The organism is Providencia sp. PROV004 (assembly GCF_011045615.1).
GTDB classification, from domain to species: domain Bacteria; phylum Pseudomonadota; class Gammaproteobacteria; order Enterobacterales; family Enterobacteriaceae; genus Providencia; species Providencia rettgeri.
The window spans coordinates 3,993,140-4,018,567 of the sequence record NZ_CP042859.1 but is presented as its reverse complement, the minus strand read 5'-3'; the positions used below and the strand labels follow the sequence as shown (position 1 = coordinate 4,018,567).

20 protein-coding genes are annotated in these 25,428 nt (G+C 39.6%); 19 read left to right on the top strand and 1 reads right to left on the bottom strand.

What is annotated here, in order from left to right:
• The first annotated feature begins 4 nt into the window (after positions 1-4).
• Genes FVA69_RS18445 through narI form a run of 4 tightly spaced genes read left to right on the top strand, consistent with a single transcriptional unit; the run spans position 5 to position 6,703 of the window.
• Complete coding sequence (locus tag FVA69_RS18445) at positions 5-3,766, top strand: nitrate reductase subunit alpha (RefSeq protein ID WP_164529207.1); 3,762 nt, start codon at positions 5-7, stop codon at positions 3,764-3,766.
• Positions 3,766-5,307 carry a nitrate reductase subunit beta gene (narH, locus tag FVA69_RS18440; RefSeq protein WP_109912751.1) on the top strand — a complete coding sequence of 514 codons (1,542 nt, stop codon included), beginning with the start codon at positions 3,766-3,768 and terminating at the stop codon, positions 5,305-5,307. Before FVA69_RS18445 ends, narH begins: the two co-directional genes overlap by 1 nt.
• A complete protein-coding gene (narJ, locus tag FVA69_RS18435; RefSeq protein WP_004907791.1) occupies positions 5,304-6,029 on the top strand; it encodes a nitrate reductase molybdenum cofactor assembly chaperone in 726 nt (241 codons plus the stop codon). The genes narH and narJ overlap by 4 nt, the downstream gene beginning before the upstream one ends.
• Positions 6,026-6,703: a respiratory nitrate reductase subunit gamma gene (gene narI / locus FVA69_RS18430; protein WP_004907792.1), complete on the top strand. Its 678-nt coding sequence runs from the start codon at positions 6,026-6,028 to the stop codon at positions 6,701-6,703. Before narJ ends, narI begins: the two co-directional genes overlap by 4 nt.
• A gap of 115 nt (positions 6,704-6,818) precedes the next feature.
• Here the strand turns inward: narI and FVA69_RS18425 are convergent, their stop codons facing one another.
• Complete coding sequence (locus FVA69_RS18425; protein ID WP_226538021.1) at positions 6,819-7,601, bottom strand: IclR family transcriptional regulator; 783 nt, start codon at positions 7,599-7,601, stop codon at positions 6,819-6,821.
• A gap of 245 nt (positions 7,602-7,846) precedes the next feature.
• Here FVA69_RS18425 and FVA69_RS18420 point away from each other — a divergent pair, with 245 nt between their 5' ends.
• The 15 genes from FVA69_RS18420 (at position 7,847) to FVA69_RS18350 (ending at position 25,421) form a co-directional block, all read left to right on the top strand.
• Positions 7,847-8,842, top strand: a complete 996-nt coding sequence (locus tag FVA69_RS18420) for a 2-dehydro-3-deoxygalactonokinase (RefSeq protein ID WP_042851494.1) — start codon at positions 7,847-7,849, stop codon at positions 8,840-8,842.
• 33 nt (positions 8,843-8,875) lie between these two features.
• A complete protein-coding gene (locus FVA69_RS18415) occupies positions 8,876-9,502 on the top strand; it encodes a 2-dehydro-3-deoxy-6-phosphogalactonate aldolase (RefSeq protein WP_115168032.1) in 627 nt (208 codons plus the stop codon).
• 18 nt (positions 9,503-9,520) lie between these two features.
• Positions 9,521-10,957, top strand: coding sequence for an N-acyl-D-amino-acid deacylase family protein (locus FVA69_RS18410; RefSeq protein WP_110731630.1), 1,437 nt, complete (start codon positions 9,521-9,523; stop codon positions 10,955-10,957).
• 13 nt (positions 10,958-10,970) lie between these two features.
• Positions 10,971-11,363, top strand: coding sequence for a RidA family protein (locus FVA69_RS18405; protein ID WP_004259329.1), 393 nt, complete (start codon positions 10,971-10,973; stop codon positions 11,361-11,363).
• 24 nt (positions 11,364-11,387) lie between these two features.
• A complete protein-coding gene (locus tag FVA69_RS18400; protein ID WP_164529206.1) occupies positions 11,388-12,839 on the top strand; it encodes a sodium:solute symporter family protein in 1,452 nt (483 codons plus the stop codon).
• A 21-nt stretch (positions 12,840-12,860) separates the two neighbouring features.
• Complete coding sequence (locus FVA69_RS18395; RefSeq protein WP_110731631.1) at positions 12,861-14,114, top strand: amino acid deaminase; 1,254 nt, start codon at positions 12,861-12,863, stop codon at positions 14,112-14,114.
• A gap of 243 nt (positions 14,115-14,357) precedes the next feature.
• On the top strand, positions 14,358-15,317 hold the full coding sequence (locus FVA69_RS18390) for a D-2-hydroxyacid dehydrogenase (protein ID WP_109912746.1): 960 nt from the start codon (positions 14,358-14,360) through the stop codon (positions 15,315-15,317).
• Positions 15,318-15,347: 30 nt separating this feature from the next.
• Positions 15,348-16,157: a class I fructose-bisphosphate aldolase gene (locus FVA69_RS18385; RefSeq protein WP_004259316.1), complete on the top strand. Its 810-nt coding sequence runs from the start codon at positions 15,348-15,350 to the stop codon at positions 16,155-16,157.
• A gap of 36 nt (positions 16,158-16,193) precedes the next feature.
• Entirely contained in the window at positions 16,194-17,234 is a 1,041-nt protein-coding gene (locus FVA69_RS18380; RefSeq protein WP_004907811.1) for a zinc-dependent dehydrogenase, read from the top strand.
• 20 nt (positions 17,235-17,254) lie between these two features.
• The gene (locus tag FVA69_RS18375; protein WP_109912745.1) at positions 17,255-18,757 is read left to right on the top strand and encodes a xylulokinase; all 1,503 of its coding nucleotides are present in this window, start codon (positions 17,255-17,257) and stop codon (positions 18,755-18,757) included.
• A 135-nt stretch (positions 18,758-18,892) separates the two neighbouring features.
• Positions 18,893-20,215, top strand: coding sequence for an MFS transporter (locus tag FVA69_RS18370; RefSeq protein ID WP_004907815.1), 1,323 nt, complete (start codon positions 18,893-18,895; stop codon positions 20,213-20,215).
• A gap of 80 nt (positions 20,216-20,295) precedes the next feature.
• Positions 20,296-21,441 (top strand): glycerate kinase, encoded by a 1,146-nt coding sequence (locus FVA69_RS18365; RefSeq protein WP_004907817.1) that lies wholly within the window; start codon positions 20,296-20,298, stop codon positions 21,439-21,441.
• A 175-nt stretch (positions 21,442-21,616) separates the two neighbouring features.
• Complete coding sequence (locus tag FVA69_RS18360) at positions 21,617-22,774, top strand: sugar diacid recognition domain-containing protein (protein ID WP_164529205.1); 1,158 nt, start codon at positions 21,617-21,619, stop codon at positions 22,772-22,774.
• Positions 22,775-24,259: 1,485 nt separating this feature from the next.
• Positions 24,260-24,790, top strand: a complete 531-nt coding sequence (locus FVA69_RS18355) for a fimbrial protein (protein WP_004907820.1) — start codon at positions 24,260-24,262, stop codon at positions 24,788-24,790.
• Between the two features lie 79 nt (positions 24,791-24,869).
• Positions 24,870-25,421: a fimbrial protein gene (locus FVA69_RS18350; RefSeq protein WP_109912690.1), complete on the top strand. Its 552-nt coding sequence runs from the start codon at positions 24,870-24,872 to the stop codon at positions 25,419-25,421.
• The last annotated feature ends 7 nt before the right edge of the window (positions 25,422-25,428 follow it).

The window sequence follows — 25,428 nt, the reverse complement described above, 5'->3', positions numbered from 1 at the left end:
TCCGATGAGCAAGTTTTTAGACAGATTTCGGTATTTTAAGCAGTTAGGCGAGACCTTTTCAGGTGATCACGGGCAAGAATTAAATGTAAACCGTGATTGGGAAGATGGTTATCGTAGCCGTTGGCAGCATGACAAAGTCGTGCGTTCCACCCATGGTGTTAATTGTACTGGCTCTTGTAGTTGGAAAATTTATGTCAAAAATGGGTTAGTCACTTGGGAGACCCAACAGACGGATTACCCACGCACTCGCCCAGACCTACCTGATCATGAACCAAGAGGATGCCCTCGTGGGGCGAGCTACTCTTGGTATTTATATAGCGCAAACCGTGTTAAATACCCAATGATGCGTAAGCGCTTACTTAAATTGTGGCGTGAAGCAAAAGCAGAGCATCAAGACCCTGTTGCAGCGTGGCTATCTATTATTAATGATCCACAAAAGGCACAAAGCTATAAACAAGCTCGTGGTCGCGGTGGTTTTGTTCGTTCAAGTTGGCAGGAAGTGAATGAACTGATTGCAGCGGCAAACGTCGCGACGATTAAAGAATTTGGTCCTGACCGCATTGTTGGCTTTTCACCAATTCCTGCGATGTCGATGGTTTCCTATGCCTCGGGCGCGCGCTATTTATCATTAATTGGTGGCTCATGCTTGAGCTTTTATGACTGGTATTGTGACTTGCCACCTGCATCCCCAATGACGTGGGGCGAACAGACTGATGTACCTGAATCTGCGGACTGGTACAACTCATCCTACATTATTGCTTGGGGTTCTAACGTTCCGCAAACCCGTACGCCAGATGCTCACTTCTTTGCAGAAGTCCGCTACAAAGGGACTAAAACAGTCGCGGTGACGCCGGATTACGCGGAAATTGCCAAATTATGTGACCATTGGTTGAACCCGAAACAAGGAACAGATAGCGCCATGGCAATGGCGATGGGGCATGTGATCCTCAATGAGTTCCATGTAAAACGTGAAGCAGAATACTTCCGTGAATATGTGCGAACTTACACCGATATGCCTATGTTGGTGATGCTCGATAAGCACGAAAATGGTGCCTATGTTGCTGGGCGTATGCTGCGTGCTTCGGATCTCGTTGATTCTTTAGGCGAAGAGAAAAATGCCGAATGGAAAACCATCGCGATTGATGAAGAGACGGGCGAATTATGTGCTCCACAAGGTTCAATGGGGTTCCGTTGGGATGGCGGTCAAAAATGGAATTTAGAGCCGCGTGCGGGACAAGATGCACATGACATAAAAATGAAACTCAGCTTGGCAGATAGCCATGATGAATTTGTTGAGGTTGGCTTCCCATACTTTGGTGGTTTAGAAAGTGAGCATTTTCAAAGCGTTGAACTGAAAGACGTCTTACTGCATAAATTACCTGCGAAACGTATTCAGCTTGCCGATGGCAGCGAGTCACTGGTTACTAGTGTGTATGATTTGATGCTTGCTAACTACGGTATTGACCGTGGTTTTGGTGATGAAAACTGTGCGGTTGATTACGATGATATGAAAGCGTATTCACCGGCGTGGGCAGAAAAAGTCACTGGGGTTAGCCGCCAAAATATCATTCGTATCGCCCGTGAATTTGCGGATACCGCAGAGAAAACTCACGGTCGTGCGATGGTGATTGTCGGGGCAGGGATTAACCACTGGTACCACATGGACATGACCTACCGTGCGATTATTAATATGTTGATTTTCTGTGGTTGTGTTGGGCAAAGTGGCGGCGGCTGGTCTCACTATGTTGGGCAGGAAAAATTACGTCCACAAACGGGTTGGTTACCTTTAGCATTCGGTTTGGACTGGCAGCGCCCACCTCGTCATATGAATAGCACCTCTTTTTTCTATAACCATTCAAGCCAATGGCGTTACGAAACGGTGGGAACAGAAGAGTTGCTGTCGCCTCTAGCCGATAAACACGCCTTTAGCGGCAGTTTAGTTGATATGAATGTACGTGCAGAACGCATGGGGTGGCTGCCGTCAGCGCCACAATTAAATGTAAACCCATTAAATATTGCGAAGAATGCACAAAATGCAGGTATGTCACCCACAGACTATACTGTTAAGCAATTGAAAGAAGGGAATATTCGCTTTGCAGCAGAGCAACCTGATGATCCTCAAAATTTCCCACGTAACCTGTTTATTTGGCGTTCAAATTTATTGGGGTCTGCAGGGAAAGGTCATGAATATTTATTGAAATATTTATTGGGTACTGAAAATGGTATTCAAGGCAAAGACTTAGGCCAACAAGGCGGCGTCAAACCTGAAGAAGTGGAATGGCAAGATAAAGCGGCAGAAGGGAAAGTTGACTTAGTGGTGACTCTCGACTTCAGAATGTCGAGCACCTGCCTGTTCTCGGACGTTATCTTACCGACCGCTACTTGGTATGAAAAAGACGATATGAATACCTCGGATATGCATCCATTTATTCACCCATTGTCAGCTGCGGTCGACCCAGCTTGGGAATCCAAAAGCGACTGGGAAATTTATAAGGGGATTGCCAAAGCATTTTCTGAGGTCAGCGTTGGGCACTTAGGCAAAGAAACGGATGTGGTGACGTTGCCGATTCAACATGATAGTGCAGCCGAGATGGCACAACCGTTTGATGTTAGAGATTGGAAAAAAGGGCAGTGTGAGCTTATTCCAGGGAAAACAGCGCCACATATTATCTGTGTTGAGCGTGACTACCCAAACACTTATGCACGTTTTACCTCTCTTGGCCCACTCATGGATAAACTGGGTAATGGTGGTAAGGGCATCAGTTGGAATACGCAAGATGAAATTGATTTCCTGAAAAAGCTCAATAAAACTCAGCCTGAGGGGGCTAATGCAGGGCGACCAAAAATTGAAACAGCGATTGATGCCGCAGAAGTCATTTTAACACTCGCGCCTGAAACTAATGGGCAAGTGGCAGTAAAAGCATGGGATGCGTTAAGCAAAGTAACGGGCCGCGACCATACTCATCTTGCTCGTTATAAAGAAGACGAAAAAATCCGTTTTCGCGATATTGTTGCGCAGCCGCGTAAAATTATATCGAGCCCTACATGGTCAGGGCTGGAAGATGAACATGTTTCCTACAACGCCTGTTATACCAACGTACATGAAATGATCCCATGGCGGACGCTCAGTGGTCGTCAGCAATTGTATCAAGATCACGAATGGATGCGCGCCTTTGGGGAAAGCCTTGTGGTGTATCGCCCACCGATTGACACTCGAGCGGCTCAGCCTCTTATGGGGAAAAAATCGAATGGATTTCCTGAAAAAGCACTGAACTTTTTAACACCGCACCAAAAATGGGGGATCCACTCTACTTACAGCGACAACTTATTAATGTTGACGTTAGGCCGCGGTGGTCCAGTTGTTTGGCTTAGCGAAGAAGATGCTCGTGAACTGGGTGTTGAAGATAACGATTGGGTTGAAGCTTTTAACAGTAATGGGGCATTAACCGCCAAAGCGATCGTTAGCCAACGTATTCCTGATGGCATGATCATGATGTACCACGCCCAAGAACGGCTGATCAACTTACCCGGCTCTGAAATTACGGCTCAACGTGGTGGAATTCATAACTCGGTCACGCGTGTTTGCCCGAAACCGACCCATATGATCGGTGGCTATGCGCACCTTGCCTATAGCTTCAATTATTACGGAACAGTAGGTTCTAATCGTGATGAATTTGTGGTTGTTCGCAAAATGAAACAGGTTGACTGGCTGGATGGTGAAGGTGATGCCTACCAGCAGACCTTGAGCGGAAAGGAGAAAGCATAATGAAAATTCGTTCTCAAGTCGGCATGGTGCTAAACCTTGATAAATGTATTGGTTGTCACACTTGCTCAGTGACCTGTAAAAATGTGTGGACTAGCCGCGAAGGGGTAGAATACGCATGGTTTAATAACGTCGAAACCAAACCGGGTATTGGTTATCCCCAAAATTGGGAAGACCAAGAGAAATGGAAAGGCGGCTGGATCCGCACTATTAAGGGAAAATTGGTTCCACGGATGGGAAACAAAGTGGGTGTTTTATCGAAAATCTTCGCTAACCCAGATGTACCTGCCTTGGATGATTATTATGAGCCATTTAATTATGACTACGGCCATTTAAAAAATGCCAAAGAAGGTAAGCACGTACCGACAGCACGTCCTCGTTCATTAATTACGGGTGAGCGAATGAGTAACGTCAAAATGGGACCAAACTGGGAAGATGATTTAGGTGGTGAATTCGCCAAGCGAGCCCAAGATAAAAACTTTGAACATATTCAAAAAGAGATGTATGGGCAGTTTGAAAATACATTCATGATGTATTTACCACGCCTTTGTGAACATTGTTTAAACCCAGCGTGTGTCGCGACCTGCCCAAGTGGGGCAATTTATAAGCGCTCAGAAGACGGTATTGTGTTGATTGACCAAGATAAATGCCGCGGCTGGCGTATGTGCTTAACCGGTTGCCCGTATAAAAAAATCTATTTCAATTGGAAAAGTGGTAAATCAGAAAAATGCATTTTCTGTTATCCACGTATTGAGTCAGGCATGCCAACGGTCTGCTCTGAAACCTGTGTTGGTCGTATCCGTTATTTAGGGGTATTGCTGTATGACGCGGACAAAATTGAGTCAGCGGCCAGTGTAGAAAAGGAAACTGACCTTTACCAGAGCCAACTTGATGTTTTCCTTGATCCTCATGATCCAAAAGTGATTGAAGAAGCGCAAAAACAAGGGATCCCATTAAGTGTGATCGATGCGGCACAGAAATCCCCAGTGTACAAAATGGCGATGGAATGGCGCTTAGCTCTGCCACTGCATCCTGAATATCGCACGTTACCAATGGTGTGGTATGTGCCACCTTTGTCACCGATCCAGTCAGTGGCAGATTCAGGGCTCTTAGCCAATAACGGTGTATTGCCGGATGTAGAAAGCTTACGTATTCCAGTGCAATACCTTGCGAATTTGTTAACGGCGGGGGATACCGAGCCGGTGTTATTGGCGTTAAAACGTATGTTAGCGATGCGCCATTTCAAACGGGCAGAAACCGTGGAAAACCAATGTGATACCAGCGCGTTAGAACAAGTTGGCTTAACACAAGCTCAGGCACAAGAAATGTACCGCTATTTAGCCATTGCTAACTATGAAGACCGTTTTGTCATTCCATCCAGCCATCGAGAATTGGCACGCGAAGCGTTCCCTGAAGCCAAAGCTTGTGGCTTTAGTTTTGGTGATGGTTGCCATGGCAGCGATAGCAAAGCGAATTTATTTAATAGCAGGCGCATTGATGCCATTGATATCACACCAAAAAATAATCAGGAGAAAGCACTATGATGACACTAAAAGTGATTTCTCGGTTATTGGAATACCCTTCGGAAGCGCTTTGGTTACATCGCGATGAGCTCATTGAAGCACTAGAACAGGCTGATGAGCTGCCTGTCACACGGGCTGTTCAATTGATGGTGTTTGTGCGCGAGTATCTTAACGAAGACTTACTTGATATGCAGGCGCAATATTGTGAGCTGTTTGATAGAGGCCGCGCAACATCATTATTGCTATTTGAGCATGTGCACGGTGAGTCCCGAGACCGAGGACAAGCGATGGTGGATTTAATGGCTCAATATCAGCAACACGGTTTGCAAATTGATTGCCGTGAATTACCTGACCATTTGCCCATTTATTTGGAATATCTAACGGTATTACCGACCAATGAAACTATCGAGGGGTTGCAGGATATTGCGCCAATTTTAGCGTTGTTAGGGGAAAGGCTGAAACAGCGAGAAAGCCGTTTCTCTGTTTTATTTGATTTTTTACTTGAGCTTTCTCATAGCGATATTGCGGCGGAGCAATTAAGCAAACAAGTGGCAACCGAAGTACGGGATGACACCCCAGAGGCATTAGATGCGGTTTGGGAAGAGGAGCAAGTGAAATTTTTTGCCGATGAAAAAACATGTGGTAGCGAAGTGGCGGCACATCAACATCGCTTCGCCAATGCGGTGGTACCACAGTATTTGGATCTCAGTGTGGGCAGCAGCCATGTAGGAGTTCAAAAATGAATTTTATCAATCAATTTTTCTTCGATATTTACCCCTATATCGCTGGGACGGTATTTATTGTCGGTAGTTGGTTACGTTACGATTATGGGCAATACACGTGGCGAGCGGGTTCCAGCCAAATGTTGGATAAAAAGAATATGCGTTTGGCATCAAACTTATTTCATTTGGGGATTATTGGGATTTTTGTCGGCCACTTTTTAGGCATGCTAACGCCTCACTGGATGTATGAATCTTTCTTGCCAATGCATATTAAGCAGTTAATGGCAATGATTGGTGGGGGCGCAGCAGGTGTGATGATGTTAATTGGTGGTGCGATGCTATTGAAGCGCCGCCTAACAAACCCACGAGTGAGGGCAACTTCATCCTTCGGTGACATCATGATTTTAACCTTGCTGGTGGTGCAAGTTTGCTTAGGATTACTTACCATTCCATTCTCAGCACAACATATGGATGGCAGCGAAATGCTGAAATTAGTGGGATGGGCGCAGTCTATTGTGACATTCCATTGGGGGGCATCCAATTACCTTGAAGGTGTTGGCATCGTTTTTAAACTGCATATTGTGTTGGGGATGACGATATTTTTACTCTTCCCATTCTGCCGTTTAGTGCACATTTGGAGTGCACCTATCGAATACCTGACTCGTCGGTATCAATTGGTGAGAAATCGCCATTAGGTTGGGTTCCACAAGGAGGTGGGCCAGTACATTGCTTTTGTACAACTTGTTCTTGTGTAAACAACAAATATTGCTATTTTGGCACCCCATCTCATATGAGATGGGGTTTTTTGTTTTATTTAGTGCTGGTTGGCTCGATATAGCCAAGGCGGCGGGAAATCAGTAAGCAAACGTGGGCAAGTTCTTCATTAACACGGTCTATTTTGGAAACCATTCTGTGAGTCGGCCCAGCGACACTAATCGCGCCGATCACATTACCGGTATAATTAAATATCGGCCTAGCAACACAGGTGAGCCCTTCTTCATTTTCTTCATTATCTAAAGAAAAACCTTTTATACGAATATCGGCCAAAACTTCATACAGTTTCATGCGGTCGATAACTGTTTTTTCAGTGTATTTGGTTAACGGTTTATCCAGTACTGCATCAATTTCTTCTAACGGTTGGAAGGCTAATAAAGCTTTCCCTATACCAGTACAATAAGCGGGTAGTCGAGCACCCAGTTTTGCGGAAGTTTGAATGGATAGCGTTCCTTCACTTTTATAGAGATAGACCACATGGCCACTGTTATAAACCCCTAAAAAGCAAGTTTCAAACGTTGAACTCGACAACGTTTTTAAATAAGGGATTGAAACTTCGACTAAATTAACATTCATTAAGCCTTTAATGCCTAATTCGAGGCTTTTTAAGTCAAGGTTATAGCGTTCTGTAAGATGGTCTAAGCTGACATATTGGCGTTCTTTTAGTGTTTCTAATACGCGAAAAGCCGTGGTTTTTGGAATTTCCGTATTCTTGACCAATTCGGCCAAAGAAATTCCGTCAGAATGGTTACTAATCTCTTCAAGTATGGTCAGTACTCTGTCGATACTCGACGAGTTTGCTTGACTTTCTTTCGTCATCGTAGGCTCCTCACTCACGCTAAGCTCTTTCATTGTACTCATTATTTAAACGTCGTTCCATTTTTACCTCGATGCAATTTTTTTCTCTGAAAAAACATGCAGTACGTAATGTATTGATCTTCATTGAATTTGATTTTTTGATTGTGATCGCTGTCGTTATTCTTATAAAAACGGAACGACATTCCTATATTTTAATGTATGTTATTAAAAAAGGAACGACGTTCCGTTATTTTAAAGGGATAAACATGTTGATAGTGACCATTGATACAGGGACAACGAATACCCGAGTTAGAGCATGGAAAAATAACGCGGTTGTTCGTGAACAAAGTGTTGAAGTTGGTATTAGGGATTGTGCAAAAAATGGCGATAAAACGCTGTTAATTCAATCAATAAAAATAGTACTAGATAAGCTGTTGTTAGGAGTGAGTGCTGAAGAAAGAGAAAATTATCAGCTCGTTGCATCTGGCATGATTACATCCGAAATTGGGCTGTGTCACTTACCTCACCAAGTGACCCCGGTTTCAATGCAGCAACTTGCTAAAGCCACAATGCCTTGTGTTATCAAGGAGATCAGTGAAAAACCGATTATTTTTATACCAGGCGTTAAAAATAACGTGGCAAATATGACGTTTGATTCAATTGAAAGTATAGATGTAATGCGTGGTGAAGAAGTTGAAGTTTTTGGCATTCTAACACAGCAACCGGATCTTGGCCCTGCCTTAGTCATTTTGCCCGGCTCGCATTCTAAGTTTGTACGTCTTGATGAAAATAATAATGTGGTTGCATTGGCAACAACGATGGCAGGGGAAATCTTCGATACATTAACGCACCAGACTATCTTAGCCAGTTCTTTAGAACACCAATTTGTTCAATGTTTAGATAAAGAATATTTACGCAAAGGTGCTGAGCTTAGTCTGCAAGTAGGGATTGCGAGAAGTTGTTTTTCGGTGAGGCTACTAGACCTTTTCACGGAAGCGACACTTGACCAACGCTCAAGTTTTTTATTGGGAGCTATTTTGGCGTCAGATTTACTCGCAATAAAACATAGCCAAGCTCTTAATATTACTAGCGATATAAAAATTGTTATTAGTGGAAAACCTATTTTAGCGGATGCACTTAAAGAGTTAATTAAAAATGATAGTTACTTCACTGGGGAAATACACCTATTAGACGATAAAAAGGAACAGCCTTTTTCTGGATTGGGTGCAATTTCAATATTAAAAGAAACGCAATGCAAATAAATATTATTAATGGTTTTTTATTAGGTGATTGTTATGAATTCTAAAAATGAAATACCGCTTATTGCAATATTACGGGGAATAAAACCTGACGAAGTTTTAGAACATATCGCTATCCTTGCAGATGAAGGTTTTAATTATATAGAAATTCCTCTTAACTCTCCCGAGTGGGAAAAAAGTATTCCATTAGCGATTGAAAACTACGGCGATAAATTAAAAATCGGTGCCGGTACTGTGCTCAATAAAAGCAATGTTGAAAAGTTGGCAATAATGAACGCTAAAATTATTGTCACACCTAACATTAACGTTTCTGTGATCACGACTGCTCTTGAAAATAAGATGGAAATATTTCCAGGTTGTGCAACAGCAACAGAAGCTTTTACCGCGATTGACGCTGGTGCTGTTAATTTAAAAATCTTTCCTACTGCGCCTTTTGGGGTTAATTATGTGAAATCGCTGATGTCAGTGATCCCAAAAAATATTGCCATTTATGCGGTAGGAGGTATCACGCCGAATAACTTGCATGAATACCTAAGTATTGGCTGCCATGGTGCAGGGTTGGGAAATGATCTTTATCGAATAGGCCAAACACCAGAGAAAACCAGAGAAAAAGCGAAAGCATTTATATCTGCATATATCGCATTTAAAAATCAAACTAATTAATCTTAAAGAGATATTCAAATGAAATACGATTATGTTTTTAAAAATGCCACTGTAATAGATGGTAGTGGTAAAAGTGAGTTTGTCAGTGATATTGCCGTTAAAGATGAACGGATTATTAAAATATCAAAAAATATAAGTGAAGATGCTGAAAAAATAATTGATTGCTCAGGTTTAATTTTATCACCTGGATTTATTGATGTGCATACTCATGACGATTTAATTGTGATTGATAAGCCTGAATATATCGAAAAAACATCACAAGGTGTAACGACAATTATTGTCGGTAATTGTGGTATCAGTGCAGCGTGTGCAACATTAAAGGACGAAGTTCCTGACCCAATTAATTTATTAGGTGAATTAAGCGAATTTCAATTTGCTGATTTAGCCAGTTATAAACAAAAAATTAATAATGTGAAGCCAACTGTTAATGTCGCGACATTAATAGGGCATACAACCTTAAGAAATAATTGTGTAACAGACTTATTAAAGCCCGCGACGCCAGACAATATCGCTCATATGAAGCAAGTATTGGCCTGTGCGTTAGATGAAGGGGCTTTAGGGCTAAGCACTGGTTTATCTTACGGTAACGCGATTAATTCTTCGACCGAAGAAATTTGTGAGTTGGCTGAATTATTAGCAGAGCATCAGGGAATTTATACCACTCATATGCGAACTGAATATGACGGTATCATTGATGCGATGCATGAAGCCTTCCATATTGGTCGTCATGCAAAAGTTCCTGTGCAAATTTCCCACCATAAGTGTGCTGGGGCAAAAAACTGGGGACGCACAAAAGAAACGCTAGCTCTCATTGAAAAATACCAAGCCATGCAGGATATCAATTGCGATTGTTATCCATATCGTGCGGGTTCATCAAACTTAGATATCACACAAGTTACTGAAGACTATGACATTCTAGTAACTTGGTCGACACCATTTCCTGAAGTCGCGGGTAAGACATTAAAAGAAATAGCCGCAATGTGGAGTAGCGATATTTTCCAAGTTGCAGAAAAAATTGTTCCTGCGGGAGCTATTTATTTCCAAATGCACGAAGACGATGTGCGTCGTGTGTTACAGCACCCAAGCAGTATGGTGGGTTCTGATGGCTTACCACGTGACCCTAATCCACATCCTCGTCTTTGGGGAACTTTCCCTCGAGTTATTAGCCACTATAGCCGTGATGAGCAGCTTTTCCCAATGACCACCGCGATTTACAAAATGACAGGCATGTCAGCACAACGTTTTTCTTTAAAGGATAGGGGCCTTATTCAAGAAAATTATTTCGCAGATATCGTTGTATTTGACCCTGAAAAAATTAATGAAACAGCCACATTCCAAGACCCAAAACAAAAAGCAGATGGCATTGAATATGTGTTTGTTAATGGTGTTCTGACCTATACCAAAAAAGAAATGACAGGGAATAGAGCAGGTAAATTCTTAGAAAGAAATAAATAAAAGAGAGATAAAAATGATTAAAAGATTCGGAATTGAAGGCTCAAAAGGTACTGGCGGGCAATCATTGCCTTTTGCTAAAGCGGTGTTAGCTGACGGATGGCTGTATGTTTCAGGGCAAACACCCATGATTGACGGGGAAGTGATTGATGGCGGAATTATCGCGCAATCTAAATTGGCTATCGAGAATTGTTTAAATATTATGAAAGATGCGGGATTTGCTACGCAAGATATTGTGCATATGAAAGTGGTATTAAGTGATGCGCGCTATTTCCAATCTTTTAATAAAGTATTTCAGCAATTCTTTGCAGATAACCCACCTGCGCGGGTGTGCTTTGTCGCTGACCTTGTCGTCGATTGTATGGTTGAAGTGGATATCACCTGCTTCAACAGCAAATTCAAATCTTAATTGCTAAGGCGATGAGAGGCTACTATGGAACATAATAATTTCTTAATGTGGTTTTTGTTATATGCATTTGTGATGATGTTTGTGGGTTGGTACATCACAAGGCATCAAAAAACCGGTGAAGACTTCATTCTTGGGGGCAGAAAGCTCCCTATGCTACTCACTCTCGGTTCAACTGTCGGTACGATGGTGGGAACGGGCTCAAGTATTGGTGCAGTCAGTTTTGGTTATTCCAATGGTTGGGCGGGAATGTTGTATGGGATTGGTGGAGCGACGGGGATCTTACTAACGGCTTGGTTATTTGCGCCAGTAAGAAATTATCGCTTTATGACCATGAGTGAAGAGATCTGCTATTACACAGGCGGCAGCCGTTTAGTGAAAAACTTGGTTGCGTTATTAATATTTTTAGCATCGATAGGCTGGCTGGGCGCTCATATTCTTGGCGGCGGTTTATACCTAGCATGGGCGGCAGATATTGATATTACTGTTGCGAAGATCATTATCGCAGTTGGCTTTGTTTTTTACGTGGGGATTGGTGGCTATAAAGCGGTTTCATGGATTGATACACTGCAATCAATTGTTTTATTCCTCGGGTTTATCATTCTAGCGGTTGCTTCGGTAAGCTATGTTGGTGGTTGGGATGTTGTTGTTAAGAGTACAGACCCTGACGCCTTTACTTTATTCGGTATTGGTAAATTAGGCGTTTTACCTGCGATATCATTGGCTGTGGTCATTGGCATTGGTGTATTAGCGACACCGTCATATCGCCAACGTATTTATTCAGCAGCATCAACTAAAGCTATCCGCCAGTCCTTTATTATTACAGGGTTACTGTATATGGGGTTTTCGTTCCTACCTGCGATTATCGGGATGGCAACGCATGTGATGGAGCCGAATTTAGAAAACAGCAGCTTTGCTTTCTTATATGCAACTAATGCTTTACCGCACGTGTTAGCGATGGTGGTATTGATTGCAGGTATGTCTGCCAATATGTCATCAGGCAGCTCAGATGCTATCGCGGGTGTTTCTATTATCCTACGTGATATCTATACGATGGTAACAGGTAGGATGCCTCCACCTGAGAAAGCGATCAATTTATCTCGTATCTTCTTACTTGGCGTCATCTTGTTAGCACTTGTCTTTGCATTAACTTCGAATGACATTATCGGCTACATTACCAAAATGATATCAATGATTATGTCAGGCCTGTGTGTAACCGTGTTATTGGGTAAATTCTGGCATCGTTTTAACTGGCAAGGCTGTATTGCTGCATTGGTTGCGGGGAGTTCAACATCATTAACGATTATCTTGACGCCAGAGTGGTCTGCAAAATTAGGCAACCCAGTAATCCCTGCATTAGCCATCAGTTTGGTCTGCGCGGTTGTTGTGACATTGATAACACCAAAAAATAAACTCAGTCGTGAAGAAGTACTAGAAAATATTACTCACGAGAGAGAAAACACAGCCAAAAGCCAGTAACCAGCAAGTTGAGGGAAGAAAATGACGAAACTGAATGTGTTAGCAGGTGTAGGGCATAAATCAGCCACATTAAATCAGGAAGGTATTTCGGTAAACATTCTACATGAGGATGTGTGTTTGCCTGCGGTGGTAGTGAAGCGTAATGAACTGGAAAATAATATTGCATGGATGCAGCATTATTCGAATGTGGCGAATGTTTCGTTGTCTCCACATGGTAAAACCACCATGACGCCTGCCATTTTTAAACGACAAATTGCTCAAGGTGCATGGGGGCTAAGTGTAGGAACAGCTTATCAAGCCAAGGTGGCAGTGGAGTCAGGTGTTCAGAATATCATTATTGCGAATCAAGTCGTGGGTAAAACCAATATTCGATTACTTGCAGAGTTAGTGCTATTAAATCAAGCCAATATTTATTGTTGTGTTGATAGCGTGATTCATGCAAAACAGCTGGCGGCTATTTTTTCATCGTTAGATTTAACCATAAATGTGCTGATTGAGTTAGGGGTTAATGGTGGACGCTGTGGATGTCGAAGTGAAGAAGAAGCCATCATATTGGCAAATGAGTTAACCAAACTCCCTTCTTTAATGATTGCTGGCATTGAATTCTATGAAGGCGTTATTCATAGTGATGATGCTCAAAAAGATATTGAAGAGATACAGCAATTTTTACAGCGAGTGTTAACCACCAGTCAAAAACTGGATAACTTAGGTGTATTTGCACGTTATTCAGGGGAGCTATTAATAACTGGGGCAGGTTCAGTTTGGTATGATCTGGTCAGTAAAAAAATGGCAGAGTTTCATCTTTCTAAACCTATTCGGTTTGTGATCCGCCCTGGATGTTATATTACACATGACCACGGTATTTATGATGAAGCTCAGAACGCATTGAAAGTTAGAGATAGTATGGCCTGCCAGTTAGATGGCGATTTGATGCCAGCGATGGAAATTGTGGCATTAATTCAGTCAGTACCTGAGAGGGGACGAGCGATTGTTAATTTTGGCAAAAGAGATGTCGCCTTTGATGCAGGTTTGCCTCAGCCTCTAATGCAATACCGAGAGGGGAAGCCAGTCTATTTTCAAACTAATAGTGCGAAAACAGTTGGTTTAATGGACCAACATGCCATTTTATCTTTTGATGAAAATTGTGATTTCCAAGTTGGTGATATACTGGTATTTGGGACATCTCATCCCTGTATTACATTTGATAAATGGAAAGTGATTTATCTTGTTGATGATAAATATGATGTTATAGAGGAAATGCCAACCTTTTTCTAATGTTGAGTTATTAACTCACTTTATTTTAAATCGGTCACTTGTTTTAAGTGGCCGATTTTTTATTCATCACATTCTTGTGATCGAATTCATAACAAATTGTGCATATGCACAATTATATTCAATTTTTTACATTGAAAACTAGTCATTCTTACAATGCCTTCCTGATAAGTGAATTATATAATTTTATTAAATCAAAAAGTCTAATTGATATTCATTTTGTTGGTTAATTGGGTGGTAATAAAAATGACAGTTAAAATCGTGTTTCTCGATCATGAAACTTTCCCCGAAGGAATAAATATTAAGAAAATAAATAAAGAATATAGTTTAGAACGGTATGGGAAAACATCGGAAGATGAAATTATTGAGCGAGTAAAAAATGCAGACATTATTATTACCAATAAAGTAAGAATAACTAAAAAAGTTATTGAAGCTGCAAAGAGACTTAAATTTATTTCTGTCGCTGCAACAGGAACGGATGTGATTGATATTGGTGCTTGCAATGAGCGTAATATATTAGTTTCTAATATCAGGAATTATGCAATAAATACAGTTCCTGAGCATACGTTTACCTTGATTTTAGCCTTACGTCGTAGCTTATTAGCCTATGCACAATCAGTACGAAATGGTCGCTGGCAAGAATCAGGTCAATTTTGTTATTTTGATTATAAAATTAATAACTTAGCTGGATCGACGCTTGGTATTATTGGTGATGGTGTCTTAGGTAAGGCAGTTGCTGATATCGCAAAAGTTTTTGGTATGAAGGTGTTATTTTCCACATACAAGGGCACGAATAATATGGGCCCACTATATACACCTTTTGAAGATGTTATTGCGAAAAGCGATATTATTTCTATTCATTGTCCATTACTCAAATCCACCAAGGATTTAATTAGCTTTCCAGAATTCGAACAGATGAAACCGTCTTGTATTTTAATTAATACTGCACGAGGTGGGATCGTTAATGAAGAAGCATTATATGGCGCTCTAATAAATAATAAAATATTAGGTGCTGGGTTTGATGTTTGTATTTCAGAACCACCTGAAAAAGAAAGTTATATGATGAAATTAACTCAGTTATCAAATTTTATTCTTACTCCTCATATCTCATGGGCTAGTTTTGAAGCCATACAAACCTTATCAGACATGATGATGGACAATATCGAAGCCTTTTTATCTGGCCATCCTCAAAATTTAGTTAATTAATTCACTCATTGATTTAAAGAGGTCATCAATATGTTTTTAGGAAAAGAAATCCGTTTAAAAAGATTATTAAATAAAAAATCTGGCCGTCTTCTTGCAATTACCATGGATCATCCGATTACACGTGGTGTATTACCGGGAATTGGTGATATTAAATCCGTCATGAAACAGGTTGTTGCGGGTGCACCTGATGCTATTACGATGCATAAAGGTATTATTGAAAAAGTTTATCCTCCATATGTTGCTTCCGATGTTTCTATCATCATGAAAGCGACAAGTTACTCCATACCTTACCATGAAGCTTATGACACACCCGTTGCTGACGTTGAAGAAGCCATTCGTTTAGGAGCAGACGCAATTTCAGTCGGCTGTATTATGGGCGGGCCAGAACAGGCACAGCAATTGACATTTTTAGGCCAAGTATCGAAAGCCGCTGCTTCCGCAGGACTGCCTTTAGTCGCACATATTTATCCAAAAGGCCCAATGATTGAAGACAGTTTTGATGCGAAAAATCTCGCTTACTGTGTTCGCGCAGGCGCTGAGCTAGGTGTCGATATCATCAAAACACTCTGGTCTGGTTCCCCTGAGACATTTAAATCTGTCGTTGATAGTTGCCCAGCTATGGTTGCTTTAGCTGGTGGTGATATGGGGAGCGATCTTGTTAGCTTCCTAACAAATACACGTAAAGCATTAGATATTGGTGTTGGTGGTGTGACATACGGGCGCTTTGTATGGCAGCACGAAAACCCAACAGCAGTCATTAAGGCTCTGAATGCATTAATCAATGATGATTGTTCGGTTGACCAAGCTATCGCGGAATATAAGCAAGCGGGTGGCAAATAACCAACGTTCATAGCTGTCATGCATGGGGAGGAAAAAATGAAAGCAGCGGTATTGTATGCGCCTAATGAACTTAGAGTGGCAGACGTTAAATATCCACAAGTTGGTAAAGGCGATGTGGTTATTAAAGTCAAGGCAGCCGCGATTTGTGGAACTGACGGACGGATTATTTCCGGTAAAAAAACCAAAGGCGTGCGTTACCCTTCTGTAATAGGGCATGAATTTTCAGGGGAAATTGTCGAAGTCGGTGAAAATGTGACTGACCTAAACGTCGGGGACGCAATCGCTGTTGACCCTGTCGTGCCATGCCGTTCTTGTGTTTATTGTCGTATCGGTAAAGAAAATGTCTGTTTAAACCGCCAAGCAATCGGTTATGAATTTGATGGCGCTTTTGCGGAATATGTTCGAATACCAGAGGTTGCTTTGTCATCGGGTAATGTCTTTAAGATACCGAAAGGGATGTCTTTTGAAGCCGCAGCATTAGCTGAGCCGTTAGCTTGCTGTATCAATGGACAAAAAAATGTGGGTATTGAGCTTGGTGATACGGTGGTCATTATTGGTGCGGGGCCTATCGGGTTAATGCATGTGCAACTTGCGCGTTTCTCAGGTGCGACAAATATTGTTGTTAGTGAACTCAATGAACAACGCCAACAGGCTGCGTTAAATTGCGGTGCCACACGTGTCGTCAATAGCCAGCAAGAAAACTTACTGGATGTAGTAAAAGGCTTGACGGAAGGGGTGGGCGCAGATGTGGTGATTATTGCTATTGGCATTCCTGGATTAGTTAATCCCGCATTGGAACTCGCTAGAAAAGGAGGACGAGTTAACTTGTTTGCCGGCTTTTCAAAGGATGATATGGCGCAAATTGATGTCAATATTATTCACTACAACGAGCTTATTCTTACAGGAGCCAGTGCGTTAAGTCGAGAAGGCTACCAGCAAGCCTTGACACTGATTTCTTCGGGCTTAATTGATATCGAGAAATTAGTGACTCACCGATTTGCTTTAGATGAGATCAACGAGGCCATGGCAACCGCTCAAAAAGGTGACGCGATTAAAATTATTATACATAACAATTAAAAGCAGGCGTTGGAGGCAGCATGATGGACAGTGTCTATTTGGGAATTGATGCAGGTAGCAGTAGCGTGAAAGTTTGTGCATTTAATTTCCATGGAGAATTATTGGCAAAGGCTTCACGTGATACCAATATTATTTCCAAATCTCCCAAAAATCATGAAATTGACTTAAATGACTTTTGGAAAAAGACCGCAGATGCAGTTAAAGAAGTGACTTCTCAAGTAAAGAATATCGTATCTGTGAGTTTTTCTGTTGCTTGCCCAACGCTGGTTTTATTGGATAAACATCATAAGCCTGTTGCAAATGGGATTACTTATCTTGATGGGCGTTCCGAAGGTTTCATACAGCAAACACTCGGGGAAAATATAACGCATGTTCGGGCACTTTCTTGTAATAGTCCAAGTCCGTCTGCATGTTGGGTGGGAACGTTAGGATGGCTACAAGAACAACAGCCGGAATTAATGCAAAAAGTTCATAAGGTCGTTCTACTTAATAGCTTTTTATCTTTAAAGTTAGGAAGTCAAAAAGCCGCCATTGACCCGACCCAAGCCGCGTATTCTGGCGCAGTCGTTTTGTCTAAAGCACCTAAGTGGTCAAAAGAACTATTAAGGTATTGGAAGTTTAATCACGATATTTTACCGCCAATTTACCAGTGCACTTCTGTGGTTGGTAAGGTGAGTAAAGAAGCCGCTCAAGAAACGGGGTTAAAAGAAAATACGCCAATTATTTTAGGGTCGGCAGATACTGCTGCTGCTGCATTTGCCGTTGGGTTACTTGACCCTGAAACAGCTTTTGAATCAACAGGAACATCAGGAGTCATTACGTTTTGCTTAGAAGAGCCGAACTTTGATCCTCGTTTTATGAACCGATATCACATCGTTCCCAATCAATGGTTGGCCCATGGAGCGATGTCGACAACTGGGGGGACATTCAGTTGGCTAAACCAGGCGGTTTGGCCGGAAGTTAATGACCATGAACAGTTGGAGATATTTTCAAAATCATCAGTACCTGGTGCTAATGGCTTAATTTATCTGCCTTATTTAGCTGGAGAACGTAGTCCTATTTGGGATGTTAATGCATCGGGGGCATGGATAGGCTTACGGCTAAATCATACTCGCGATGATATGGTCAGGGCGGCATTTGAAGGTACAGCATATGGTTTAAAACAGATTTTGAATATTGCTAATGAAAAATGGGGAGTGATATTAGATGAATTACTCAGCGTAGGGGGAGGATCACGTAATACGTTATGGACTCAAATTAAAGCGGATATTCTTCAGGTTGAATATAATATTGCCCAAACAGCAGATGCAGCGGCTTTTGGCGCGGCAATGGTTGGTGCGACAGGAGCCGGTTTTTTCTGTGGCATTAATGACCCTGATTTACCGATTATAAAAACAGAAGATATCACATTCACACCAAATCAAGATAAAAAAACACAAGATACTTATAACAAGCAGTTTAATATTTACAATGGGCTGTATCCTTTATTAAAAGAAACAATGCATAGCTTGTCGAGTAAATAAAATTAGTTGAAGTAAGTTTAAATTAAATAACGTTCCTAAATGTTAATTTTAATGAATTAGCAGGGATCGTTTCATTCTTAAAAAAGCAGGTAATAAAACGTGTATTAAATAATAAACTGCTCTGGAGCGAAAATAATGATAAATTCAAATCCGATTAGGCCAAAGACGAATTATCGTTGGGTGGTATTAGCCCTGATTTTTATCGTCTATGCTGTAAATTATGCAGACAGAAGTAATATTGGTGCGGTTCTACCTTTTATTACTGATGAGTTTAAATTAACTAATTTAGAAGCGGGCTCTCTCGCGAGTATGTTTTTCCTCGGTTATGCTTTATGTCAAATACCCGCAGGCTTTTGGATGGCGAAACGTGGGATAAGAGGTATGGTGTCATTATCCATTCTCGGTTTTTCTGCCATGACTTGGTTTATTGGCTTAGCCCAATCTGCCTTTGCAATTAAGTGGTTGCGTCTTGGCCTAGGTATGGCCGAAGCACCAACTCCTGTCGGGCTAACGTCGACAATTAATAACTGGTTTCCAGCAAAAGAAAAAGCAACCGCCACTGGCGTTTATATTGCTTCAACGATGTTTGCTCCGATTATTGTTCCACCATTAGTTGTTTGGATTGCATTAACTTATGGATGGCGTTGGGTCTTTATTCTGTTCGCTATTCCCGGTATTTTTCTTGCAATTATTTGGTATTTATTTGTTAGAACAAAACCAGAGGAAAGTCGTTTTGTTTCGCAAAGTGAATTAGATTATATTCGTGCCGATAATTCAGAAATTGCAGAAAAGAAAATAGAAGGCAATATTGTTCTGAGTCCTAAATTTAATACGCTAGATAAATTTATTCGTGTTAAATCAGTCACTCCATTAAGTTCAGCTTCCCAAATATTTAAATCTAAAAATATTTGGTGTAATACTATTTCTTATTTCATGATGGTCAGTATTTTATATGGAATATTAACCTGGATACCTTCTTATCTGGTAAATGAAAAAGGCTTTTCATTTATGAAAATGGGCTTTGTTGCATCAATGCCATTTGTTGGTGGGTTTATCGGCTCGATTTTTGGTGGCTGGATCTCTGATAAAGTTTTTGGTCGTCGTCGCAAACCCACCATGCTTTTTACCGCAGTAGCGACGATTGCGATGATGTTAGTGATGTTAAATGTACCCGAAAGCACGAGCGCAGTTGCACTTGCCCTTTTCTCGGTTGGTTTGTTCTTGAATATTGGCTGGCCTGCATTTACTGCTTATCCAATGGGAGTCGCTGATAATAATAACTATCCAATTGCGATATCTGTTGTAAATAGTGGAGGAAACTTAGGTGGCTTCGTTTCACCTATGATGGCAGGGTTATTGTTAGATATGACCGGTAAGTTTGATGCTGTTTTCTCTTACTTTGGTATCTGTGCGGTGATTGGCTTAATTATGATCCTCTTACTCGATGAACCGAAATAATAAAAAGTCGTATCAGGTGGGCGAGTACCCACCTGAATTTTTAACTTATTGATAATAAAAATTTCTAAAGGATTATTTTTATGAAAATAGTCATTGCACCTGACTCATTTAAAGAGAGTTTATCTGCATTGAAAGTCGCAACGGTTATTGAAAACGGGTTCAAAGAGGTTTTTCCGCATGCAACTTATGTTAAGTGCCCTATTGCGGATGGTGGTGAAGGTACAGTTGTCACGATGGTTGAGGCTACCAATGGGGAAATCTATCATCTTGATGTTATTGGTCCTTTAGGTACGAGTGTTCAGGCATTCTATGGTTTATCTCAAAATAAACAGCAAGCATTTATTGAAATGGCTGCGGCAAGTGGGCTAGAGCTAGTCCCTATTGAATTAAGAAATCCATTACTAACGACATCATATGGCACAGGAGAGTTGATAAAGGCCTGCCTAGATACTGGGGTAAAGCAGATTATTATTGGTATAGGTGGAAGTGCAACCAATGATGGCGGAGCAGGAATGTTGCAAGCACTTGGGGCCAAATTATTAGATTCTCATGGGCAACAAATCAAATTAGGAGGGCAAGCACTTGCCGATTTAGCGAGTATTGATGTCAGCACAATGGACCCGAGGATAAAAGCGTGCCAATTTAGTATTGCTTGTGATGTTTCGAACCCATTAATAGGGAGAAATGGCGCATCTGTGATATTTGGCCCTCAAAAGGGGGCGACAAATGAACATGTTGAAATGTTAGACAAAAATTTAGAACATTTTGCAGATATCATTAAGCGAGATTTGCATGTTGAAGTTCATTATATTGCAGGAGCCGGTGCTGCAGGAGGAATGGGAGCAGCCTTACTTGCTTTTCTCAAAGCGGAACTCAAGCCTGGCTTCGATATTATTGCACAAACCTTGAACCTTGAATCACACATGGTAGGAGCAAATTTAGTTATTACAGGTGAAGGGCGGTTAGATAGCCAAAGTTTAAATGGCAAAGTGCCTTTTGGCGTCGCTCAGTTAGCGAGAAAACATAAAATACCCGTTATTGCCATTGTTGGAAGCCTTGGTGATGATCTCAGTCATTTACAACAATATGGTATTGATTCAGCGTTTAGTATTTTGCATAAAATTAGTTCACTAAAAGAAGCTTTAAATAATGCTGAAAGTAATTTATTTAATTGTACTAAAAATATTGCGAATACGCTGAATATTAAAATAGATAATAAAAATTGAAATAATAGTTTTAAAATTTAGCTTTGTTTGTTGTATTTTAAATGAAATTTATTTTTCTTGATTTTTTCAAGGAATATTGAATACTGGAGTTAATTAAATTAAAAATAAACATTATTGAAATTTATGATTGGAAAGTTTATTTCTATTTTACAGCACCAGTAAAAGAGGTTGAAATATGTATGATTATTGTCTTACCTCCAAATTAGCGCAAGAAATTGTTGATAGAACCATGAAAATTATTGATTGTAATATTAATGTTATGGATGAAACTGGATGTATTATAGGAAGTGGAGATAGTAATAGATTGGGTGAATTCCATGAAGGTGCATTACTCGCAATAAAGCAAAAGCGAACAGTTGTTATTGATGACGCCACTGCGAATCATTTACATGGGGTTAAACCAGGTGTTAATTTACCTCTTTATTTGAATAGTAAAATTATTGGTGTAATAGGATTAACCGGAGAGCCAACCCAAATTAAACAATTTGGGGAGCTGGTTTCCATGACGGCAGTAATGATGTTAGAGCAGGCAGAGATTTATAACCATTTGAATTTAAACGATCGTTTTAAAGAAGAAATTATTCTAGCGTATATTGAAAATGGAACCATTCCTGATAACATAACTGAATGGTCTAAAAAGCTTAATATTAATTTTTCTATTCCACGAGTCGCTATTATTATTGAAGTAGATAGCGGACAATTAGGTGTAAATAGTGCATTTAGTGAATTACAAGAAATTAAAAAATTAATAGAGTATAATAATCCTGATAACTTAGTCGCTATTCAATTTTTGACGGAAATTGTCTGCTTAACTCCTGCATTAAATAAGTTCAATCGCTGGGATATTGACACTGCAAAAAAGAAAATTTTAAAATTAGAATCGGATATTCTTAAATTATTTAAATTACAAGTGAAAATATCATTAGGTAATTTCTTTTTAGATCCTGCAGAGGAATCAATTAAAAAATCATATGAGACAGCTAAAATTACCATGCAAGTAGGGAAAGCTAAAAAACCCCAGTTAAAACTTTATTGTTACCAAGATATCATGCTACCGGTATTATTATACGGGTTAAATTTTAAATGGTCTTCAGAAGAACTATTAAAACCATTGAATACATTATTACATGAAGATTCTAATGGTGTATTGATTAAAACATTAACAGTCTGGTTTAAAAATAATTTATTATCTCGTGAAACAGCTAAAGAATTATTTATTCATAGAAATACATTAGATTATCGTTTAAAAAGAATATCTGAGATAACAAAATTAGATCTACTAACGATTGAAAGTAAGGTTCTATTGTATGTTGCTCTACAGCTGAAAAATTAATCCAATAACACTATTGATGATCATCTCTCATGGAGTAAGAGAAGAATATGTTAGCCTTGTTGGCAATCGCCTCAAACTCTGACGCCACGAAGTGGCAGTAAAATTTCTACTTCTTATCTTATATTTTGACTAGTTAGAGACTATCTGCCGACCCACCGATGCTTAGAGCATGATATGGCTTCTTGCCTACTCACATGTACCATCTCAATGAATACCCTATCAAGAAAATAAAGACGTATTGACATCAAACTAAGCTAGCATAGATTGTTCTTAATCTGATTGAGATCAATCTATTTTATATTTGACTCAATAATATCTACTTTCATCATATTTTAGTTCCTTTGTTCTTGAGTAGTACATTAAGTTTTTAGCTACCTACAAATGCGAAAATAAGTATGTCGATAATGTTAAAAATAAAGATGAATTATGTTTTACTTGATTAGTGTTTTTACTTAAATGTAGGGTCTCTATATTTAATTTCACTATTATGTCAGTGATGTAATTATCGATAACAATTTAAGATATCATACTTACTCATTGTGAGTTTTCTAATAAATTATTTTATCTAACTTATCTTAATTAAATGGGTTAATTTCATTATGAAATAATTCAATTGTTATTGAAAATATTTTTTTTGAAATTTTCAGGTCTTAAGATAAGGTTTTTGTATTTATAAATTAATTAAAAATTACCTTTAATTACCTTTTGAAATATTTTGTAATGCCAAGGTTTTTCTCGATCATGCCTTTTTTTAAATTTTCACTTAATTGTTTCTATTTTTATTTTAATTTAAAAAAATGTTTTATGATATTGTTCTTTTTTCGCTGATTTCTATATTTTTATGTATGTTAATTGTTGGATATATATTTGATATTGCTACCATTATTTTTATTTTTTAATTTTCAAGATAAATGTAACAATTAATGAATTAAGAAATATTATGAAATTATTTAATTCTTTTTTTTGGGATATTTCTGATTAATTATCCACCGATAAAAATTTCGTTTTAATAATTTAGGCTTGTTTTAATGTTAGCGTTATTTTCTGAACCATTTTTTTTCACTAATAAGAACCCGTTTTATGAGTATAAAAAACTTTATTAATATTGAATGGGTTTATTTTGTGGTTTTTTATTAAGAAAAAATCAATTTAATTAGGTATGCATCACTTGTTTATCCTGTAATGGTGTATTCAAAATAGAGTATATTGTGGATATTATATATATATCACTAACTTACAGTGAAGGTTGTTAATTAATTGGTGGATTTGACATAATTAAAATGAGATATAATAATGGCAACGCATTGATGCATTGTTTAATTGTCTTATTTATTAATGGAGTTTGATAAATAGGAATGGTTATTAGTGTCAATCCTTAATGTTTACTAACCGAATATATTTTAAGAAAAAAATTAAAATAATCAGATTAATAATAACTTGTTATTTTAATTTGTATTGTCTTTTTATCTAATGGAAATGTATAAAATGAAATTAAATAAACTTGCTTTAGTATTAGGTTTAGGTCTGGCAGTGGTTGCTGGTTCTGCTTCTGCAAACCAAGGTGGCGGCCAAGTCACTTTTAAAGGTTCAATCATTGATGCTCCTTGCTCAATTCCACCAGGTTCTCAAGCATTTGAAGTACCAATGGGTGCTATCGCAACATCTGCATTAAACGGTGGCGGTAAAAGTATTGCTCGCGATTTCAACATCCAATTAGAGCAGTGTGATATCACGACTCTGAAAACTGTTCAAACTACATTTACTGGTACGCCAAGTGCTTCTGTAACTGATGGTTTAGCTATCGCTGGTACTGCAAAAAACGCAGGTATCGTGATCACTGATTTCAACGGTACTAAAATTGCTTTAGGTGCTAAATCTCCATCTCAAGCTTTATTCACTGGTGCAAACACACTGCGCTTCCAAGCGTATTTGCAAGGTGATGCTGATGCAACAAATAAACCAGCTGTACCAGGTGAATTTGACGCAATCGCAACATTTGCTCTGAGCTACCAGTAATTGGTACCGCCCGTACAAGGATGTATGGGCACTAATTTTAATGCGTTGAAATTGGTTATTAAGTTGAAATGGAGTCGCTATGAATCACTTTGGCATCATTGTCATGGTGCTTTCAGGAATGATATTTGCCCCGATAGCGAGTGCGCAAAATCAAAATTCTCGGGCACAAAGTCAGTTCAAAGGAACTGTCACTATGGGTGGTTCAATTATTGAGAGCCCTTGTGCAATTGATGCAGATAGCCGAGATCAATCAGTTAACATAACAACTGTACCGGTTAGCCAGATAATTAACGATAGAGAAAGCCCTGCAAGTAATTTCTCTATACGCCTTATCAATTGTGTTCTAACACCGGTAACTCCTGGAACTCCTAATTGGCAAACTTTCAATATTACATTTGATGGCCCGACAGATGGCCGCAGCTTCGATGTTTTCGGGCATGCAAACGGATTGTCAGTAAAAATTTCTGACACAGCTGGAAATGTTGCAATACCTGGTAAGGCAATGCCGGATTTACCCATCAGAGCAGGGGAGACAACTCTGCACTATAAGGTGCAGGTAGTACCTAATAATAAACGCTTAAAACCAGGAAATTATCAGACAACTATCCGTTTTAAAATGGATTATTACTGAGTTATTA

Coding starts and splice junctions, on each gene's coding strand:
- FVA69_RS18445 (WP_164529207.1), top strand. CDS start 5: ATGAGCAAGTTTTTAGACAGATTTCGGTATTTTAAGCAGTTAGGCGAG.
- narH (WP_109912751.1), top strand. CDS start 3,766: ATGAAAATTCGTTCTCAAGTCGGCATGGTGCTAAACCTTGATAAATGT.
- narJ (WP_004907791.1), top strand. CDS start 5,304: ATGATGACACTAAAAGTGATTTCTCGGTTATTGGAATACCCTTCGGAA.
- narI (WP_004907792.1), top strand. CDS start 6,026: ATGAATTTTATCAATCAATTTTTCTTCGATATTTACCCCTATATCGCT.
- FVA69_RS18425 (WP_226538021.1), bottom strand. CDS start 7,601: ATGACGAAAGAAAGTCAAGCAAACTCGTCGAGTATCGACAGAGTACTG.
- FVA69_RS18420 (WP_042851494.1), top strand. CDS start 7,847: ATGTTGATAGTGACCATTGATACAGGGACAACGAATACCCGAGTTAGA.
- FVA69_RS18415 (WP_115168032.1), top strand. CDS start 8,876: ATGAATTCTAAAAATGAAATACCGCTTATTGCAATATTACGGGGAATA.
- FVA69_RS18410 (WP_110731630.1), top strand. CDS start 9,521: ATGAAATACGATTATGTTTTTAAAAATGCCACTGTAATAGATGGTAGT.
- FVA69_RS18405 (WP_004259329.1), top strand. CDS start 10,971: ATGATTAAAAGATTCGGAATTGAAGGCTCAAAAGGTACTGGCGGGCAA.
- FVA69_RS18400 (WP_164529206.1), top strand. CDS start 11,388: ATGGAACATAATAATTTCTTAATGTGGTTTTTGTTATATGCATTTGTG.
- FVA69_RS18395 (WP_110731631.1), top strand. CDS start 12,861: ATGACGAAACTGAATGTGTTAGCAGGTGTAGGGCATAAATCAGCCACA.
- FVA69_RS18390 (WP_109912746.1), top strand. CDS start 14,358: ATGACAGTTAAAATCGTGTTTCTCGATCATGAAACTTTCCCCGAAGGA.
- FVA69_RS18385 (WP_004259316.1), top strand. CDS start 15,348: ATGTTTTTAGGAAAAGAAATCCGTTTAAAAAGATTATTAAATAAAAAA.
- FVA69_RS18380 (WP_004907811.1), top strand. CDS start 16,194: ATGAAAGCAGCGGTATTGTATGCGCCTAATGAACTTAGAGTGGCAGAC.
- FVA69_RS18375 (WP_109912745.1), top strand. CDS start 17,255: ATGATGGACAGTGTCTATTTGGGAATTGATGCAGGTAGCAGTAGCGTG.
- FVA69_RS18370 (WP_004907815.1), top strand. CDS start 18,893: ATGATAAATTCAAATCCGATTAGGCCAAAGACGAATTATCGTTGGGTG.
- FVA69_RS18365 (WP_004907817.1), top strand. CDS start 20,296: ATGAAAATAGTCATTGCACCTGACTCATTTAAAGAGAGTTTATCTGCA.
- FVA69_RS18360 (WP_164529205.1), top strand. CDS start 21,617: ATGTATGATTATTGTCTTACCTCCAAATTAGCGCAAGAAATTGTTGAT.
- FVA69_RS18355 (WP_004907820.1), top strand. CDS start 24,260: ATGAAATTAAATAAACTTGCTTTAGTATTAGGTTTAGGTCTGGCAGTG.
- FVA69_RS18350 (WP_109912690.1), top strand. CDS start 24,870: ATGAATCACTTTGGCATCATTGTCATGGTGCTTTCAGGAATGATATTT.